Below are 18,892 nucleotides of genomic sequence, written 5' to 3' on the forward strand. Positions count from 1 at the left end.
TCGGCTACGGAGTCAAGCCCTGCACTCCTATGGAATGTTCAGCACTCTTGACCCCGTACCGTGGTACGGGCACTACTCTTATTATTCGGATCTACTGGGTGGGAGTTCTGCCATGACAGACATGACCATTGGCAAAGTGGCTGACGCGGTGGGTGATTGACCAGTTACGACAAATCCGCCAGGGACTTGCGGCACTTGTGGACCGTTGTCCCGGTCAAGGTCCGTTGCAGTGCTGTTCCATATTTGATGCGCTGGAGCAAACTGCGGGCTATTCCACAAACATCATGAACAAGACAGAGTAATTCCTTAACGCCGTATCTTGGTACGGAGTCTACCCTTGAAACACAGCTTCATCTCACCAGAGGGACGCGTCATGTTAAAGAAATATTTCTTGGTTTTAGCGACCTTGATGTTCAGCGTTGCCGCGCTGGCCGCCGACAAAAGCTACGTATTGGGCGTGGACGGCCTGGCCTGTCCCTTCTGTGCCTATGGCATCGAAAAACGTCTGAATAAAGTGGATGGCGTCACCGGCGTGGAGGTGGACGTTGGGAAAAGTACTGTGAATGTCACCCTTCAGGAGGGCAAGACGCTCTCGGAGGAGCGGGCACGTCAGGCTGTCGAAGAGGCCGGCTTCACGCTGCGCTCCTACTCAGAGGCCGACGGCGAAACAGGAGGCAGCGATGCGAAATAACAACCAGTCAATCGGCTTGTCCCTGCTGGTCGGAGCCCTGGTACTGACCGGTGTGCCTTCGGCACAAGCCGCACCCAACACCTTTAACACGGCTCTGCCCGTGCCGCAGGGTGAAACCATCTGGCGGGAGCAACTGGTCTTACGAGAGCGTTCCGATGATGGGCCTATGGATCGCGAGGTCTCGGTCCAGGCTCTGGGCAGTGTCCTGGGTTATGGCATAACCTCGAAGCTCGCGGTGTTCGGCGTCGTCCCTTACTTTTTCAACAAGGCACTGGACGTCACCACGCCCATGGGCCGGATTGAGCGCGATACCGGTGGCATCGGCGACGTCTCGCTGTTCGGGCGTTACACGGCTTACCAGGACGACTTCACCGGCGGCACCTTCCGGGTCGCGCCGATTTTCGGGCTCACTGCACCAACCGGGGACAGTGACGACCGCGATCGTTTCGGCGAACTGCCACGCCCATTGCAGGTTGGTGACGGAGCCTGGGATGGGTTTGGCGGCGTGGTGGCCACCTATCAGACTTTGCAGTACCAAATGGACGCGCAGTTACTATATCGCGAAAACGGGCGCCACGACGGTTTCGCCCACGGCGACGAGACCCGTCTCGACGCCTCACTGCAATACCGGATCTGGCCGCCTAGCCTTGAAGGCATTTCCGGCACACCAGGCTTTACCTATGCACTACTCGAATCCAGTTTCGTTCACCGCGAACGCAACGAGATTGGCAGTGGTACCGATGCCAATTCCGGCGGTACCCAATGGCTGCTGGCGCCGGGCGTGCAATACATCACCCGGCGTTGGGTCGTCGAGGGCACGGTACAACTGCCGGTGGCCGAAGATCCCAATGGTGATGCCATTCAGGACGATTACATTGTACGCGTTGGCTTTCGCCGCAATTTCTAGGGATTGAGGACATCATGAAAAAGGTTGGACAATGGCTGGCCTACACTACGCTCGGGCTGGTGGCAGCTCTCACCCTGCTTGGCTGCGTGGGCGGAGCCATCAACTGGAACCAGGAACCGCCCTACTCGCTGACGCTTACCTGGGGCGAAAAAGGCAGTGGCCCGGGGCAATTCAACGACCCCACCGGGGTTGCGGTAACAGACACCGAAGTGTTCGTGTCCGATGCCCGCAACGGGCGTATCCAGGTTTTCGATCACCAGGGGCACTTCAAGCGTGAATTCGGTACACCCGGCGATGGGATCGGTGAGCTCGGGCGCCCCATGAACCTGACCATTCACAACGACAAACTCTATGTGCCGGAGTACATGAATGACCGGATTCAGGTGTTCACTCTGGCTGGTGAACCGCTGAAGGTCATCGGCGGCCCGGGCAAGGGCCCCGGCCAGTTTAATGCGCCGGGCGGTGTTGCCGTAGCGGATAACGGTGATCTGTTCGTGGCGGACTTTTATAACCATCGTGTACAGCATTTGCGGGCGGATGGCTCTTTCGTACAACAGTGGGGAACAACCGGTGTGACAGGCAGGGGTGCCGGGGAGTTTACCTATCCTACCGATGTGGCGCTCGGAGAGGATTCGGTCCTCTACGTAGCAGACGGTTACGGTAATCGAGTTCAGGTCTTCAATACCGGGGGCGACTTTCTGCGCAAGTGGGGAGGCCCCTTCGCCATCGGCCTTTACGGGCCGTTCAAGGGCTGGTTCACAACCACAACCTCCATCGCCCTGGGGCCCAACGGTGAGGTCTTTGTGGCCGACTTCTACAATGACCGGATCCAGAAATTCACGGCTCAGGGCGACTATCTCACCGCATTCGGAACGACGCCCAGCAACCCCGGCCACACGGCGATGGCAGTTGCCGTTGGCCATGATGGAGCAGTGTGGAGCGTGAATTTTGCCGACAACCGGGTCGGGAGGTGGCAGCCGGATTAAGTGGTCTGATTCTCAGCCATCCCGTGGATCAGACCGTGATGGTTCGGTGTCCCGCTGTCCCGGAAAGACTCGGCAAATCCGGAACAGAATGGTCGGCCGTCCCGCCCCGTTGTGACGTGTGTATGCACCCGAAAGACCCGGTTGATCAGGGGCTCGGTAATAACCTCTCCGGGGCTGCCGATGGTTTCGAGCCGGCCGTCCGCCAGAACCGCAATCCGGTCGGCAAATTGTGCGGCCTGGTTCAGGTCATGCAATGACATCACCACCGTCAGCCCGTGTTCCCGATTCAGCTTGGACAGCAATTCCAGTACTTCCAGCTGGTAGCCCCAGTCCAGAAACGTGGTGGGTTCGTCCAGCAGCAGAATGTCGGTTTCCTGGGCCAGGGCCATGGCGATCCATACCCGCTGCTGTTGCCCGCCGGACAGCGCTTCTACCGGTCGCTCCGCCAGATCCGAGACCCCCGTCATTGCCATGGCATCGAGGGTTGCGTTGTCGTCGGTGGTGAGGTTGCGCTGCCACCATTTGCGGTGTGGGAAACGACCCAGCGCCACCAGATCCTGAACCCGAATGCCATCGGGAACGATCGGTTTCTGGGGCAGCATGGCGAGCCTGAGGGCCAGTTTGCCCCGGTGCCATTGGTCAACTGGCTGGTCGTCCAGGTAGACCTGACCGGACCGGACCGGCAGCAGGCCTGCAAAGCTTTTCAGCAAGGTACTTTTACCAGAACCGTTGGGGCCCAGCAGACAGGTAATCCCACCCTCGGGAATGGCCAGCGAGACGTTGTCCACGACCGGCTTGTCGCCATAGGCAAGAGAGAGCTGCTCGGTTCGTAACATGGAGAATCCCGGCCTCAGGGTTGTCGCGATAACAGATAAAGAAAGAACGGTACACCAAGAACGGCGGAAACCACACCCACGGGCACTTCGTAGGGTGTAAACAGCGTCCGGCCGAGTAAATCCGCCAATACCGCCAGCACCGCTCCCAATAGTACACACAACACCAGTTGGACCGGAAGGTTGGCCCCCGCCAGCCGTCGGCTGATGTGGGGAATCAGCAAACCAATGAAGCCAACCGGCCCCACCACGCCCACGGCACTGGCCGCCAGCAGGGTGGCAATCAGCAGGGCAAAGGCGCGCCAGCGGTTCAGCCCCAGGCCCAGGGTGCGAACGTGTTGATCGTCAAGCTGCATGACTTCCAGGGGACGCACTAGCACGCCGACACCGACCAGACCAATAAGCGTCCATGGCAGCAACGTGCGGAGGTGCTGCCATTCGGCGCCGTAAAGTGAGCCAGCCAGCCACTGGGCAACCAGTTCAGTATGGGCGTGGCCCCAGAATGCCAGCGCACCGGTGGTCAGTGCATGCAACATACCGGCAATGACCGCACCGGTCAGCGTCATTTTGACCGGCGACAGCTGGCCATGCCGCATACCCAGAAAGTACACCGCAAGCGCCGTTACCAGCCCGCCTGCCATGGCAAACAGGGGCAAATACTGAAGGGCAAACGACGTATTGTTGTAGGGATCGGCACTGGACACCAACCAGTCTCCGATTATAAAAGCGACGACCGCCACCAGGCTGGCGCCGGCGGAGATGCCGAGAATGCCGGCTTCTGCCAACGGATTGCGGCTAAGCAGCTGTAACAGCCACCCTGACAGGGCAAAATGAATACCAATCAGGGCGCCGGTCAGGGTGCGGGGCAACCGTAATTCGAAGACCACTCGCTGCACGTGTTGAGTGCTGTCACCGGTCAGCCCGGCCCACACCTGGGACCACGTCAGCTCCACCGCCCCCAGCTGGACGCCCGCGACAATGACAACAACCAGACTGAGCCCGCCGGCCAGAAGCAGCCGGGCAACGGGGCCGGCGCCTGGAATCCGCATGCCACGGCGGCCTGCCCGAGGCGTTGTCGTAGCCGGATGGGTCACGTTATGCGCTCCGGGGTGAGGTTCGCGAGTTAAGCAGATAGATCAGCCAGGGGGCCCCGATAAGGGCCGTCAGCATACCGACGGGTAGCTCCTGGGGAAAGGCCAGTTGCCGGGCCAGGATATCCGCCGCCAGCAACAACAGCCCTCCAAACAGAGCACTCAGGGGCAGCCAGTGCTGGATCTGGTTGCCGGCCAGCCGCCTGGCAATGTGCGGCGCCACCAGTCCGATAAACACGATCGGGCCGGTGAAAGCGACCAGCGCGGCGGCCAGCAGTAGGGCCAGCAGCAAAAAAATCAGTCGCCAGCGGCCGACCGACAGTCCCATGGCCAGCGCCAGATCATCATCAAGTTGCAGTAAGCGGAAGGGTCTCTGCATCACAATCAGGGCACCGAGCGGAAGCAGCAGCCAGGGCAGCACCATCTGGAGCTGAAGCCAGCCCCGCCCCATCAGGCTGCCCGCCAGCCAATAATACAGTTCCGCCGCCTCCGCCCCGGACACCAGCAGAAGACCCGTGGTGAGTGCAGTAGCCAGTGACGTGACGGCGATACCGGCAAGTACAACGCGCTCGGGCTGAAGCTGACGGCGGCCAGCGATGGCAAACGTCAAAGCACCACCGAGCAGCCCACCGGCAAGGGCCATCAGCGGCAGCCACATTGCACCCGGCGAACTCAGGGTTCGAAGCGACACCACCGCCAGGGCAGCAGAGGCAATCACGCCGGTGAGGCCCGGGGATGCGAGCGAATTCCGCGTAACACCCTGCATCACGGCACCTGCAACCCCGAGGGCCGCACCACCAAGAATACCGAGCAGGTTGCGCGGCAGCCGCAGCTCCAGCACGGTGATGCGCGTCAGCAAGTCGCTGCTACCGTCGATGGCTGACAGCAACGAGGTCGGCGACACCCATCGGGAGCCCGCCATCAGGCCAGCGAAGAACAGCAGCACGAGGAGAAATACCGCTGCTCCATAGAGGCCCATCGGGCGTATGGCTGAATCGGAACCCGTCATTTGTCGGGTTCCGATGTCAGCAGCAGTCGCTGTATGTCGTCCAGGATACGTTCCCGGGCAATCGGACCGGCCCCTTCTTTCCAATAGTGCGGTACTTCGTAGACCTGGCCCGTGCGCACGGCCTTGAGATAGGGCCAGATGGGGTTCATCGTGAACGCGCGCTGACGGCTGGTGGGCAACAGCAGAATGGTATCCGGGTTAAGTTCCAGCAAGGCTTCAAGACTGATCCGGTAGCCCAGCGGGATGCCGCTGTCAGGATTCGGTGGCTGGCCCCCGACATTATCGAAGCCCAGACGCTCCAGCAGCGCCGTTGGCAGAAAATGGTCGTAATAGACGAAGGGAGTTTCACTACCGCTGGTCAGCAGCGCCACCGTCTCGGCAGCCTTTGGTTTGTTGCGGTCCGCGAGTAATTGAACGTGATCAAGAAAGCGGGTGTTGAGTGCACTGGCTTTCGCCGGTGCACCCAGTGCCTGCCCCGCCAACTCAACCCCCCGCAGGCTGTCCTGGACCGTGATCAGGTCCAGGGCCAGCATCGGGGCGATGGCTTCGATCTGGTCACCGTCTTTCTCGGTATAACGGCGAATGGCGATGACAAGATCGGGCCGCACCGACGACAGTACCTCCAGGTTAGGCTGATGTCGGGGGCCAAGCCCCGTAACCCCGTCTAACTGTGAGGCCAGGTAGTCGGGCATGCCCTGAAGTCCGTAATCGGTGACCGCGACCGGCAGTGTTTCCAGCGCCAGTGCGACATCTGCCCCAAAGGTCGAAATCGCAGCAGGCCGGGCCGCCGGTTCGGACAACCGCAGGGTTTCCCCGCGGTCATCCGTCAACCGGATAGTCTCATCCTGCGCCCATCCTGACGCAGGCGATAGCAAAACAACGAGCAGGATCGTTGCGATCCGGTTCCGTAAGCAGGCCATCAGAAGTCGAGCTGTGCCTCAAGGATAAAGCTTCGGCCCGGCTGGGGCACACGGCCGACCGGGCTGACGTCCACGCCCCGGAAGTAGTAATCCTCATCCAGCAGGTTGTTGACCGCCAGGCCAAGATTCAGCACACGATCACCGCCAACCGCGAAATCGCGACCGACCCGGGCCGTAACCAGATGGTAATCCGGCAACTCACCGGCACTGCCATTGCTGGTTTCTTCTTCGGTGTTGTCCGCATCACTGTAGCTTTCGCTGACGTACACCCAGTTCAGGCTGGTGTCCCAGGCCTGGTAGCTGTATGTCGCGTCAGCACTGACCTTATGGGTGGGCGCGTTGGGCAGCTCGTTGCCTTCGTTGTCACCGGACAGCTGTTCGGTGTCGAGGAAGGTATAGCCAAGGCCCAGTTCCCACTGGCTGTTGAGGTTCCAGCGGTTTGCCAGCTCGATACCCTGGTGACGGGTTTCTCCCAGGTTCTCGAAACGACTGGTCGAACGGTTAAACTGAATCTGATCCTCGTAATCGATGCGGAACAGGGTTGCTGAAGACAGCAGGTCGGGGGTGACTTGCAGGCGGCCGCCCAGCTCGTGGTTCCACGAGGTTTCATTGGCAACCGCACCGTCACGGGTGGTCTGGGCAATCTGCACCGGCACCAGAGAGCGCTGGCTGTTGGCAAAGACAAACAGATCATCAGAGGCCTGATAGCCTACGGTCAGGCCCGGCAGCAGCTCATCAGCGTTGTTTTCCTCGGTGTTGCCACTGAGGTTGTCACGAAAGTCCATGTCGACATCTTCATAGCGCAGGCCCGGTGTCACCGTCAGGCGGTCATTGAGGAACGACACGGTATCACTGATGTAAAATGCCATGGCCCGGGTGTCCAGGTGCCAATCGCGCGCCACGGAACGGTTACCGGAGGAAAATTCCAGGCGATTAACGTCGAACTCCACATCCTCGCTGACAAACCGCGCACCCAGGGTGATGTCGTGGCGGCCGTGGCGAATAGCAAGCCGCGGCTCCGTGCCCAATACCGTGAACAATCGTGGTGAATCCGCGACATGGGTGGAATCCAGCCCCGGGTCCGCCCAGTGGCCGGTGCCGCTGAGGTTTTGGCCGAAGTAAAAGGTGCGGTCGGCATCGTGCACAAAGTTGCGCCACTGGAATTCCATGTTGTCGGCCGGCGTGTAGGTCCAGGTGAAGGTTGCGCGGCTCATGTCCGCTTCGTATCCGTCATGTGGGCGCTGACTCTGGGTACGGTCCTGCTCGTAGGCTTGCGGTGTCAGGGCGCCAGGCAGCTCGGCATCGACGCGGTAGTATTGCAATTGCGTCGCCAATTCATGCTGGTCGTTCAGGTAATAGCGGGCGTCCAGGATCAGGTTATCCACTTCGGTATCGGAGTGATCGCGAAATCCGTCGCCGCGCTGGACGTTGGCCTGGAACTGCAGGTCGAGCTTGTCGGTCGCCCGGCCGCCAACACGGTAATAGGTATCGGTAAAGACATTGCCGCTTTCTTCCGCAATGGTTACCCGCTCACGAAGGGTCTGGGAGGTTTCCGCCGGAATCGGTTTGGTGACGAAATTCACCACGCCGCCCACGTTATTGGGGCCATAATGAACGGAGGCGCCACCCCGGACGATATCCACGGCTTCCAGACTCGGCAGAGTAACGGGGAAGAGTGACACGCCAACATTACTGTAGGGGCCAATGGCAATCGGGTAACCGTCCAGCAGAATCTGGAGCCGTTCACTGCGCAGCGGGTTCAGACCACGCACGCCGATGTTGGGAAGAATGCCCGTGCCAGTTTCATCAAGCACCGTGAGCCCCGGAACCGGGCGCAGGGCATCATCCAGATTCAGCGCTCCGGTCGCCTGGAGCTCTTCTTCCTCTACCACTGTGCGGGCCCCGGTATAGGTCTTCTCGGACTCTTCGGTCGGTGGCCCCAGCCAGTCGGCGGTCACATTGATTCCGGGTAATTGGGCGGGCGCATCCGCCTGATCCTGTCCCAAAGCGGACGCCGAGCCAATAGCCAGAAACGACACGGGGAGCATGGCTATGGCAACAGACAGTCGATGGCGGCGCAGTGGCGTTGAAACTTCGGACTTCGACATTGGATTCTCCAGCACGTGTTATTAAATTTGATTGCGCATTTTACTGATAATAATTCGCATTACAATTAAATTTGAATATTCCTACCTGAAGTTCAGCTTCCCGGACTACTCAATGAAATGTTCTTTTGGGTGGGGATGCATCAGAAACGCCTGATGGGAAATATTCCAGGCGTAGGCACCGGCGTAACGGAAAACCACCAGATCGCCAACCCCGAGCGACTCGACATCAACCCGGCGGGCGAACACATCCTTGGGAGTACATAGCTGGCCGACCAGGGTGACGGAATGATTGGCGACGACTGGGGCGGCAGCCTCCCTGTCGTGGGTGGGCAAAATGTCAAACGGATGATCGTGGGCCTGGGCCGCCGGAGTCCGGAAGTGGTGGGTGCCGCCCCTGCAGATGGCAAACCATTCTTCGCCGCATCGTTTAACGTCCAGGACTTCGCCAACATAAAAACCACAGGGCGCGGTTATGAAACGACCACACTCGAACCGGATTTTCCAGGCGCGACCCGAGTAAACCTGAAGCAATTCATCCAGGCCGGAACAAAACCCCGACCAGTCAAACTGCTGGTCGGGCCGGGTGTAATTTATCCCGATTCCGCCCCCGACATTTATCTCGGTAATCGTCAGGTCGTACCTGGATTCCCACGCACGGACGGTTTCCAGATAGTGTCTTATTAACCCGAGGTGGCGTTTCTCATCCAGTTGATGCGACATCAGATGAAAGTGAAAGCCGCGCAGCCTGACTCTGTCCTGCCGCCCGAGCAACGCAAGTGCGTCTGGTATACAGGCTTCTTCCATGCCAAAGGGCGTAGGCACACCGCCCATGGTAAGACGTGTAGAGGGTGTGTCTGCCAGTTCGAGATTGATCCTCAGAAGAATGTCCTGGTGAACCTGCCTGCGGCCGGCAATGTCGCACAGACGCTGCAATTCCAGCAGGCTTTCCACATGGATCAGTTCAACGTTCTGATCGATGGCCTTTTCCAGATCGGATGCCAGTTTGCCGGGACCACCAAAAATCACAGGCGTGTCTGGAAAATGTCGGCGCACCCAGTCCAGCTCACCGCCAGACGCCACTTCGAAGCCATGTACAAAGGGCGCCAAAGCGCCGAGCACCGGTAAGGCGGGATTCGCTTTGGCGGCATAGAACATCTCACAACCGGGCGGCAAACACTCGACGATGCCCTGCGCCCGGTGACGGAGCTCAGGCAGGTCATACACGTAGGCGCACAGCGGGTCACTGTCCTGGCCTTTCAGTTCCTTGATGGCTCGCTGAACGGAAACAGGTACTTCAGGCATTGCACTGCCCTCCCCTGCTGTCTACGGCTCGGGGTAGAGTCATCGCCAGCGGGTTTGGTACCCACGTGTACTGCGACTCACGATCCGGACGCTTGAAAAGGCGGGTCATCAGGTTGCTTTTGTTCGGAATGGGCTCGCCGGCCAACAGCCTGCCCAGAACATCGGCCGCCCAGGGATCGTCGGTGCCTGCGAGCCAGTTGCGCACTTCACTGGCAAGCGCGTCCCACAACCGGAGTTCGATGTGGTTCTCCCCCCGGGAGAGGCAGGCCACGGCCTGGAACAGGTGGTTCACCAACAGACAGTACGCGATCCGCTTCCAGGCCTTGTCCTGGCTGTAATGAACGGACGCCAGCGTTTGTTCATCAAGGGTATCAGGCAGCCCTCCTGACCATCGGCCCGGTACCAGTTTTGTTCCCTCCAGGTCACGAACAAAGACCTGAACGGGGTATCCCTCCCGAATACCAACCACCACGTTCTGAAGGTGTGGTTCAAAAACCACACCATGATGGAACAGCGACTCAAAGAGCGGAGGGATGAGTAAGGCGAGATACTGTTCAAACCATCGTATTCTGGCGTCCTGTTCGTTGACGCCGGTGGCGGCAGCCAGTGTTCCGGCGGCCTCCGTGGCCGGGCAGCGACCGAAGCGGTCGTCGCTGAACAGCGCGGCGGCCAGCACGGGTGTTACGCCTGCGTCCAGATACTGTTCGAGGTTGTCCCGCATAATAACGCCAAAACCCTCCGCGATGCTCCGGCGGTCAGGCTCGGGGTGATCGGCAAAATCAAGGGTCTGGTAGGCTGGCTCGTACAGTAGACGGAATCCGCGCCACCGCGCCAGTGAAGGCGCAAGGTGAGCCTTGAGGGCTGCAGAGAGGGCAACGGCGCTTTCCAGTTCATAGACGGCATTTTTCCGAATGCAGTTGGTCAGCCGGACATGGGTTGAGAATTTCAGGAAATAGGGGTTGCCCGGTTGGTAAAGCGTTCGAACCGACGCTGTTGGGTAGAACCGTGGGCCGGCCTGCCCCAGTGGTAAGATCCGCCCTGAGCGGATAGCGCTGCAGACGATGGGCAGGCGCATGAGGTAGCGTGCCTGCCAGGGGTGCACAGGGATCGTGACCCATCCGTCGGGCAGGTCGAGCCCTACGCTCGCATCTGACCCAAAGGCCGGCCCGGCAATGTCACCGCGGGTGCGAAGATCGCCCGGATGAACCGCGAAGTAATAGAGGGCAAACCCCGCGCCCATTTCCGGGGAATATTGCAGGATATCCTCCGGGTCGAACCCTTCCCTGGATTTTGGTGCCGGGTGGTAACGGTGCCCGAAACTCAGGGATTGCTCAGACCAGCGGAAGGCGTCCAGCCCCTGCCCCCAATCGGCGGGAACGCGGGTGTATTCGAGAATGCTCCGCATGACGTTCCGGCTGAGAAGAATCTGCCGGTAGAGCTCGCTGTTGAAAGGCTCTTCGAAACGCTGCGACATTTTATGAAGCAGTATCCGGCCCAATTCCTCGAGCCCCAGCACCCGCCATCCCCTGAGCGCAGACTTGTAGTATGGCGCAGACAGGTAGCGGTAGTTGCACGTTCGTGAGCCTCCTGCAACCAGAACCAGCAGGGAGTCTTCGGAATCGGGGAAGCCGATGTGCAGTACACTGGCAGGCTCCAGCGCCAGGCGAACCCGAAGCCCCTGTGGCCAGGACCGGCTCCTTTCGCCGCCCTGAACAGACAGCTCCCCGGAGGGCTCGGCAATATCCCGGCAATAACAATTCAGCAGGGCCTCCATGCTGGCCTGGTCCGCCTGATAGTCGCAGTGCTGATCCCTGAAATAATGATGTGAAGCTGTCAATGACATGACTCTATTCCTCCTTCAAGCGTTCATGATGGTCGATGGCGGGGGTGTTGGCCCGGTAGGAGCTCAGGGTGATGGTAAGAAGGGTCACCGCGGCGCCCAGCCAGAGTGGCGCGGTCTGGTTGCTCATACCCGCGGCGACACCCGCGAGTACACCGGCCGCGACACCGGCCCATTTACCAGCGCTGTCAAGGGCGCCAAAGCTTTGGCCCGCGTTTTCCGTTCGTGTGAGACGTGCGGTTTCGGCGTTGAGGGCAAAAAGACAGGTCGTCATGCCCAGCCCCATGACCAATCGTCCGGCGAGAATGGCGGCCGTTGTTCCGGCCGTCGCCTGAATAACGTAGGACAGTGCGAACAGTGTCAGGCCCGCGGGCAAGGTCCACGGGTTACCGAAAAACACGCTTCGTCGCAGCGGGCTGACCAGAATAATCAGGTAGATGGCATGAGGGAGGCTGTAGAGAACTCCGGCCATAGCGGCGGTACTACCCGTTCGTTCCTGGGTCCAGGGAATGAAGTAGGGAAAACTGGCCACCAGCGCGAAATTGAAACCGAAGTAAAGCAACCTCAACCGCAGCCAACTGGCGGATGCCGAAACCCTTTCACGGGAATGTTTCTGGCCACCAGGCCCACCCGAAACCGGATCTGGCGGAGCAAGCTTCCATACCAGCAGTGCCGACAGAAGAGGCAGGATGGCCATATAGAGGTACAGACGCTGGGCTGGGACCCAGGTCATGAAGAAACCGAAAAGGATGGGCGCCAGTATCATGGCCGACCTGGCCGAGCCCTGCATCCAGTTCAGTGACTGGGTCAGGTTTTGACCGCGAGCAACGGTGGAAAGGTATGCGCTCGATGCGGCAAAGGTTCCACCCAGAAAGCCCTGAACCATCAGTGCCATGGCAAAGGTGACCACGCCCGGCGCCAATCCGGCGATTACGAAGGCCACGGCCAGACCAATCTGGGCCCGCAGCAGCGACCAGCGGCGGCCGAAACGGTCCGCTATTCTTCCCCAGAACGGCGCCGCCAACGCCGTGCAAACCGTCGGGATAATATAGAACCAGCCCACCCAAACGGTGTGTTCAACCGCAAATGTGTCGGTCAGGATCAGCCCAAAAAATGGTGGCATCCCCAGCGCCACCAAGGCCGCGGTAAAGTGGCTGAGCAGGATCACCGGCAGAACAGACTGGCTCATGACTCCTGCCCGAGAAAGTTTGGAGCCAGCTTGCCATAGAATTTATTGATGTCAGCGGCGCCGGTGCGGGACTTGCTTTCCAGGCTGCCTGCCCTGAGAAGATACTTGGTATAAAGCTGGCGATCCTCCAGCAGCACCTTGCGCGCTGGCTGAGTATTGACGCCCTCTTCGTCAAGCTGATCGAGGACGCTGATCACCTCTTCACGAAGCACCTTATACCAGTGGCCCCTTGATCCGAGCCCCCGTGCGGCCAGACCCTCAAGGATAACCGCCAGGTTCAGTTGCAGGGTGATGGTGGTAAACATCTGCGCCAGGGGTGTTTCATTATTGACCAGGATGCGTTGATCCCGGAGTTGCGCGACTTTTGACTCCATGGACGGCATCTGGCCGCATAGCCTGTCTGGCCACAGCCTGGGGGCGTCGTTGTCCTTGAAAAGCAGCTGCGGTGGCCGCCCCGGCGTGAGCAGCACCATGGAGTTCTGCTGGTTGGATTCCAGTGCAACGCCGTAGACAAGCCACAGTCGCAGGTGCACCGTCAGCGTTAAGGCAACGTACTGACGCACCCACTCCGTCAGGTCGCCACTATTGAACTCGTCCGCCATCATCTGGGCAACGCAGCGACCGTCCGGGCTGTCGGCTAACAGGGAGGCAACGGGCACAATCTGCTGCTGGTCAGAAAACCCGCAAAACCGGCGTACAATGCAGCCCAGCCAGGGCAGATCGCCAACGTGCAGGCCTGAGGATTCGTCGGTTACAGAAAAGGTCCCTTTTAGGACCGGGTCCTTGCCGGCTATCTCCTGCAGGATTTGCTGAACCGTATGACCATCATAAAGCGTGCTCGGTTTGACCGTTCGAATGTTCCGGTTGCCCAGTGTGCGAATGGTCAAAGGGACTTTCACGTGGACCTCCGGCGCCGCCTCAAGCTGGAGGGTTCGTACCGACAGTGTTGGCTGAACCCAAAGCGCAGGCGTTGGCGCACGGATGACGCTGGCACCGATTTCTGTGTTCGACAGATAGTCACTCAGCGCGGTGTCCCAGAGATGAGGGTGCACCGGCAACAAGTAGTGGCTGTCAGCAAGCCGGTTATCCAGCCCTACCTCGCTGAAATCCGGCCAGCAACCCGGGAGCTCTCCCACCGCAGTGACTTCCGGGCCGGGGACGGCAAGCCACCGTAACCGGAAACGCGGGGCAAATTCAGGCGCGTACGCCGCCAGTGCCGCCTTATCAAAACCACTCTTGGCGCGGGCACTGGGGTAAAACGGATGATCGAGGAAGGCCGCGAGGCGATCGAAGTGGAGCATGCGTTCGGATAGCCGGGGAAAATCCTTCCAGCTTTGCCCCTGATGGCGGATTTCGTCAAACCACCTGGACCGCTCCTCGTGGCAGAAGGAGGCGTGAGACTCCGCCGTTCTGCACTCATCGGCATAGACCTCCAACTGCCCCCCGGAGTCATCGTGTTCGTCCGCAGTGAGGCACGCCAAAACCTGTTCGTAGTGATTCACTTCTGACACGCTTCCGGCCTGGTCTGCGGACTGCCAGATGAGCGGGTCGCCACTCCACTGCCAACGCTGCATGAAGGTTGCGGGATTGACCGGCAACCACAGGATGCCCTGCGCCAGCGTCCACCGTAACCAGGTCGCCGGCGCTCCCGGTGAGCCAGGCACGCTGTCCACCCCAACTGCCTGAGAATCACTCTGGCAGCCGGCCACGTCCTCGCGGATCAGCGCATCGACCAGCCTCTGGGTCAGATACTGCCCGGGGTCTGTTGAAGACAGAGCGGTGTTCCTGGTCATCAGCCTATCTCCCACTCTGCTTCAAGGTCGGTGGCCCATTCGGCCAACGTATTCTTCACCCGGGAGGGATCGCTCGAAAACAACCGCAACACACCCAGGTAGTCCTTGTTTGAGTGGGTCAACCGGACGTCATCACCCACTTCCCTCAACGGCTCAAACTCGGCAATGCCGTCACCGCACGGCTCCCTGCGCTCAGGAGCTGAACGGCGAACCCGCCCGCTGGTAGAAGCACTGAGGTAGCGTATCTGCGCCGCCTGCGTGGGCGGGGATAATTCAAGAGGGTTGCCAACATGGGCCTGAAGGATGGCATGGAACAGTCCATGATTCGTCATGCGGTCAAGCAGGAATTCGCGGCCATCCCCCACCGTTCGGTAATTGATCTCGATAAGTCTTGGCCCATTGTCTGTTATCACAAATTCGGAATGGCAGGAGCCAAGGCCCACACCGAAGCGCCGTACCTGCCTGAACATCTCCTGAAGGTGAGGCCTTTCAGGCTGGTAAGGCACCCACGCCGCTTCAAGTTCGACAAAATGGGGAGGCTCGGAAAGCCGCACTTCAAATCCTCCGAGCGCAATCAGGCTGTTTCCGTCCCCAATGGTTTCCAGAGTGTGAACAGGGCCTGACAGAAACTCTTCCAGCAGCAGGGGTTGCCCGGGTTGTTCCTGCCAGAACTGATCACAGAACGATTGCAGTTGCGCAGCATTGTCCAGGCGCCTGACGTTGAGGCTGGCAACCCCCTCCCGGGGCTTGGCAATACACGGGAATGGAACGTCGTCGATCACCTTCCCCAGGGAGGTCTGATCATTCACAGCCCTGAACCAGCATGCGCCATCATCGAGCGCTTTCAGGTACTGGCGCATGGCTGCCTTGTTTTTTGCCCGGTAACAGGTTTGCCAGTCTTTGCCCGGCAGATTCAGGTAGGCTGCGGCCAGGGCAGTCACCGTCTGCAGGTGATCGCTGTTGGAAAACACGCCCACGGGGGCCGGGAGTTCTGAGAGAAGATCGAGAACAGACAGCGGATTAAATACATCACACTGGAGAATCTGTTCCGGATAGGCGGGAAGGCCCGGTTGACTGAAATAGTGGTGGTGAGTCGCCGCCTGGTCTGTCAGCAGGATCACTTTCAGCCCCATCGACCGGGCAGCTGGCAGGAATCCCCGATTCAGGGCTTCCGTTGGAACATGAGCAAGAAAAAGTACGGTATCGCGCATAGGAAAACTCTTGTCAGGCTTGAAGGAGAATGGTTGCCTCAGGGAGACGGCGGGCTCGACTCGGCACGGCAGGTCGCGAGGTGGGACTTGAGGTATTTAAAGAGCAGACTGCGGTCTTCTCCCAGGAGAAAGGCTCTTGCTCCCCACTCCTGCCATTCCGTTAATTGGTCAGGACTTCGGGGCAAAGCGCAAAATTCCACTGGACGCCCGCGGCAACTCGCTGCCAGTTCCGCGATGGCGTGATTGACAGACGAATGGAACGGATCACCCGGGCAGCCCAGTGATTGCGACAGATCGACCGCTCCCGGAAGCACCCAGTCAACACCGGGAACACCCAGGATGGCTTCGCGGTTGTCGATGCCTTCCTGATCCTCAATCATGAGCACAATGAGGACTTCCTGGTTGGCCTGCCTGAGGTAGTCTTTCAGCGGGAGGGTTCCGAAACCTGTTGTCCGGCCGCCGGTAATACCACGTTGCCCTGCCGGCGCGTAACGTGCCATCTGAACAACGTCACGCGCATCTTCGGCATTGCGGATACGGGGAACAACGATCCCCTGTGCACCACTGTCCAGAGCCCGGGCAATCGCAGCACGATCAACCCCCGGCACGCGCACCAGAGGTGTGACGGAGGCACACTCGGCGGCGCGAATCATGTGTTCGAGGGACTCCGGGTTCGTGGACATGTGCTCGGTGTCCAGTACGACAAAGTCATAGCCGGCATGGCCGATCATCTCTACCATCCATGGTGTTGGCACAGCGTTAAGTAGTCCATACGCCGAGCGGCCCTGGGCGACCTTCTGGCGCGTCTGGTTAACTGTCAGCACATAAACTCCGCAATCAATATAATTTAAATGTTAATCATTTTCATTCGTATTTAAAGATATATCGATTCTAAAATCAAGCGCTACGCGGATGACATCGGGGTAATGTGAAGGACTGCCATGTCGCCCAGAACCTGGCCTCAGGGGCCGCTAGCCCAACTCCGGGTAACAGGATCAGTGAATAGCATTGCCAGTAATCGTTTCATGGTGACCCCCTAAAGGTTCTATAGGTCACTGAATCCGACAAGTGAAAGGCCAGTTGTTCATAGCTGAAACCCAATTTCTGCCTTAATACCAGGCAGCACAGAACACTCCCTACGTTCAGACCGGTTCGCCCTGCGACCGATACCGAGGAATCGATCAGATCCGCTGCTGGGAATCGTCACAAGATTAACCGCAAGAGCGTGATCGTGCTGGGTGAGGATGGCAGGAGGAGCGCTTACGTATCAGGAGCCATATGCCCGTTCAAACGATTCGAGTATTGGGCAACCATCAGTACTTGCTCCACAAAGGTTGGTCAGCAAACGCAACTCATCTCGCAATGCTTCCAGCTCGGACAGGTGATGTTCAATCTCGGCCAACTTAAGACGAGCCAGTTTCTGTACATTGGGTCTCGCATTTTTGGAATTGTCCCGAAAGCTGAGAAGGCCAGCGATCTCATCCAGGCTGAAACCCATCTTTTGTGCCCGCTTAATAAATCGCAAACGGGAAAGATCCTTGTCGCTGTATAAGCGCGCACCACCGTTGTTGCGGTGAACCCCGGGCATCAGCCCGATTTTTTCATAGTAACGCAGGGTATCGGCGCTTATGGCCAACGCCTGCACGACCTGGCCAATTTTCATCATCTTTCAAATCCGGACTTAATCTTCGTTGAGTAAACAGAAGCGTACCACTATCAAGGGGTTCCCCCGCAGCGCTTCAATATTGAGGATGCTTGAATGACCATACTGCTTCAAATGCATTCGTGAGTGTCACTCTCACTACGAGGGTAAAAGCCAGCCCAACTAGCGGTTCGACGTTGGATACCTCAGCATCTGTAGAATAAAGGTACCAAGCAGTAAAAGCACTGTCATCACCAAGGTCAGGTCAAATTTAACCTCCAGAAAACTCATGAGCCCTTCGGCGCTGAGGCGTGGTGGAATCCAGCCAAGTTTGCTGAACAAAAGCTCCATGAGTACCGCGCTGCTTACCATCGTTACGAAAAAGACGATAAAGATGTAGATGGCGGCTTTCCAGCCAAAGAACTTCCTCCACAGATTCATGATCGGCACGGTGATCAGATCCGCGTAGATACAGGCGATCACCCCGGCGAACGACACCCCCGAGGCCCACAGGGCGGCGGCGAAGGGCACGTTGCCAATCGAGCCTATGAAGCTTGCCACGCCTGCCAGCACACCCATGACGGCGTTCTCACCGATGCCGACCAACCCGGTTGGTTCCAGGAACAATGTGGTCCAAAACGCCGGCGGTACGAGCGCGACGATGAACCCCGCGATCAGGAAACCGAACAGAGCGCTCTTGTAAATTTTGCCCAGAGTATGGAAATAATTGTGGGCGATGCGTCGCCAGCCATCGGTTGTCGTCAATTGCTTGCGCCAGTCGCCCTTCGCCGTGACATTCCGGGTGAAGGCCACCGGCGCTGGGTCTTCCCGGAATTGTTCACGAAGGCGGGTGCGTGCCTCTTCAAATAGCTGCTCGGGCAAGGTCAGTCGTACCAATACGTACATGATGCTGATCAGTAGAAAGCCACCCAGCAGCTCGGCCACCAAAAACGGCCAGCCCAATATGGCATAGATCAGAATGCCCAACTCGATGACCAGGTTGGTTGAAGCAAAGCTGAAGGCGAACGAGGCCTCTGCGGAGGCGCCCTTTTTGAACAGCGTCTGTGTGATGCTCAGAGCCCCGAAAGTGCAGGCGGAACTGGCCACACCGGCGGCCGTGGCCTTCCCCGTGCTCAACAGGTCGCGACCGCCCAGAATGCCCGCCAGTCGCTCCTGATCAATCAGAGTCTCAATCAGGGCGGTTATCAGTACGCCCAGCAGGATCGGCCACAGCGCCTTATAGAACAGGCCCAGACCAATCAATAAACCTTGCGTTAGTGAATCCAGTATAGACATTGCTCCTCCCTGGTCGCTGTCGGAACAGTTGAAGTGCGTTGAATTTCAAATCAGTAGCTGAATTTCACAAAAAA

Annotated in this window: 16 protein-coding genes and 1 pseudogene; 3 read left to right on the forward strand and 14 right to left on the reverse strand. The window is 59.0% G+C overall.

The window, feature by feature from the left end:
* Window positions 1-337 precede the first annotated feature (337 nt).
* From AXW11_RS20110 to AXW11_RS20120, 3 genes are read left to right on the forward strand one after another with little or no spacing between them, the layout of a single operon-like run.
* Entirely contained in the window at window positions 338-691 is a 354-nt protein-coding gene (locus AXW11_RS20110; protein WP_228301242.1) for a heavy-metal-associated domain-containing protein, read from the forward strand.
* Window positions 681-1,598, forward strand: a complete 918-nt coding sequence (locus tag AXW11_RS20115; protein ID WP_091642363.1) for a transporter family protein — start codon at window positions 681-683, stop codon at window positions 1,596-1,598. Before AXW11_RS20110 ends, AXW11_RS20115 begins: the two co-directional genes overlap by 11 nt.
* Window positions 1,599-1,612: 14 nt before the next feature.
* A complete protein-coding gene (locus AXW11_RS20120; protein WP_041334604.1) occupies window positions 1,613-2,584 on the forward strand; it encodes an NHL repeat-containing protein in 972 nt (323 codons plus the stop codon).
* On the opposite strand, the gene AXW11_RS20125 is transcribed toward AXW11_RS20120, so the two are convergent.
* The 14 genes and pseudogenes from AXW11_RS20125 to AXW11_RS20190 form a co-directional block, all read right to left on the reverse strand.
* Window positions 2,581-3,420 carry an ABC transporter ATP-binding protein gene (locus tag AXW11_RS20125; protein ID WP_041334601.1) on the reverse strand — a complete coding sequence of 280 codons (840 nt, stop codon included), beginning with the start codon at window positions 3,418-3,420 and terminating at the stop codon, window positions 2,581-2,583. The genes AXW11_RS20120 and AXW11_RS20125 overlap by 4 nt on opposite strands.
* Before the next feature lie 14 nt (window positions 3,421-3,434).
* On the reverse strand, window positions 3,435-4,511 hold the full coding sequence (locus AXW11_RS20130; protein ID WP_091642366.1) for a FecCD family ABC transporter permease: 1,077 nt from the start codon (window positions 4,509-4,511) through the stop codon (window positions 3,435-3,437).
* 1 nt (window position 4,512) lies between these two features.
* Window positions 4,513-5,517 (reverse strand): iron ABC transporter permease, encoded by a 1,005-nt coding sequence (locus AXW11_RS20135; RefSeq protein WP_091642368.1) that lies wholly within the window; start codon window positions 5,515-5,517, stop codon window positions 4,513-4,515.
* Complete coding sequence (locus AXW11_RS20140) at window positions 5,514-6,347, reverse strand: ABC transporter substrate-binding protein (protein ID WP_091642371.1); 834 nt, start codon at window positions 6,345-6,347, stop codon at window positions 5,514-5,516. Before AXW11_RS20140 ends, AXW11_RS20135 begins: the two co-directional genes overlap by 4 nt.
* A gap of 89 nt (window positions 6,348-6,436) precedes the next feature.
* Window positions 6,437-8,545, reverse strand: a complete 2,109-nt coding sequence (locus tag AXW11_RS20145; RefSeq protein ID WP_091642374.1) for a TonB-dependent receptor family protein — start codon at window positions 8,543-8,545, stop codon at window positions 6,437-6,439.
* Window positions 8,546-8,650: 105 nt separating this feature from the next.
* On the reverse strand, window positions 8,651-9,847 hold the full coding sequence (locus tag AXW11_RS20150; RefSeq protein ID WP_091642376.1) for a type III PLP-dependent enzyme: 1,197 nt from the start codon (window positions 9,845-9,847) through the stop codon (window positions 8,651-8,653).
* Window positions 9,840-11,690, reverse strand: coding sequence for an IucA/IucC family protein (locus tag AXW11_RS20155; RefSeq protein ID WP_091642379.1), 1,851 nt, complete (start codon window positions 11,688-11,690; stop codon window positions 9,840-9,842). The genes AXW11_RS20150 and AXW11_RS20155 overlap by 8 nt, the downstream gene beginning before the upstream one ends.
* Before the next feature lie 4 nt (window positions 11,691-11,694).
* Window positions 11,695-12,876, reverse strand: coding sequence for an MFS transporter (locus AXW11_RS20160; protein WP_091642382.1), 1,182 nt, complete (start codon window positions 12,874-12,876; stop codon window positions 11,695-11,697).
* Window positions 12,873-14,669 carry an IucA/IucC family protein gene (locus AXW11_RS20165; protein ID WP_091642384.1) on the reverse strand — a complete coding sequence of 599 codons (1,797 nt, stop codon included), beginning with the start codon at window positions 14,667-14,669 and terminating at the stop codon, window positions 12,873-12,875. The genes AXW11_RS20160 and AXW11_RS20165 overlap by 4 nt, the downstream gene beginning before the upstream one ends.
* On the reverse strand, window positions 14,669-15,880 hold the full coding sequence (locus AXW11_RS20170; protein WP_091642387.1) for an ATP-grasp domain-containing protein: 1,212 nt from the start codon (window positions 15,878-15,880) through the stop codon (window positions 14,669-14,671). Before AXW11_RS20170 ends, AXW11_RS20165 begins: the two co-directional genes overlap by 1 nt.
* Before the next feature lie 38 nt (window positions 15,881-15,918).
* Window positions 15,919-16,704 carry an HpcH/HpaI aldolase family protein gene (locus AXW11_RS20175; RefSeq protein WP_177190615.1) on the reverse strand — a complete coding sequence of 262 codons (786 nt, stop codon included), beginning with the start codon at window positions 16,702-16,704 and terminating at the stop codon, window positions 15,919-15,921.
* A 202-nt stretch (window positions 16,705-16,906) separates the two neighbouring features.
* A pseudogene (locus AXW11_RS20180) lies at window positions 16,907-17,074 on the reverse strand (ISNCY-like element ISMaq5 family transposase); the annotation flags it as partial.
* Window positions 17,075-17,147: 73 nt separating this feature from the next.
* The gene (locus AXW11_RS20185; RefSeq protein WP_052479502.1) at window positions 17,148-17,546 is read right to left on the reverse strand and encodes a heavy metal-responsive transcriptional regulator; all 399 of its coding nucleotides are present in this window, start codon (window positions 17,544-17,546) and stop codon (window positions 17,148-17,150) included.
* Between the two features lie 159 nt (window positions 17,547-17,705).
* Window positions 17,706-18,818 carry a permease gene (locus AXW11_RS20190; protein ID WP_075194558.1) on the reverse strand — a complete coding sequence of 371 codons (1,113 nt, stop codon included), beginning with the start codon at window positions 18,816-18,818 and terminating at the stop codon, window positions 17,706-17,708.
* Window positions 18,819-18,892 lie beyond the last annotated feature (74 nt).

Origin of the sequence: Marinobacter sp. Hex_13 (assembly GCF_001566815.1) — a bacterium.
Taxonomy (GTDB): Bacteria; Pseudomonadota; Gammaproteobacteria; order Pseudomonadales; family Oleiphilaceae; genus Marinobacter; species Marinobacter salarius.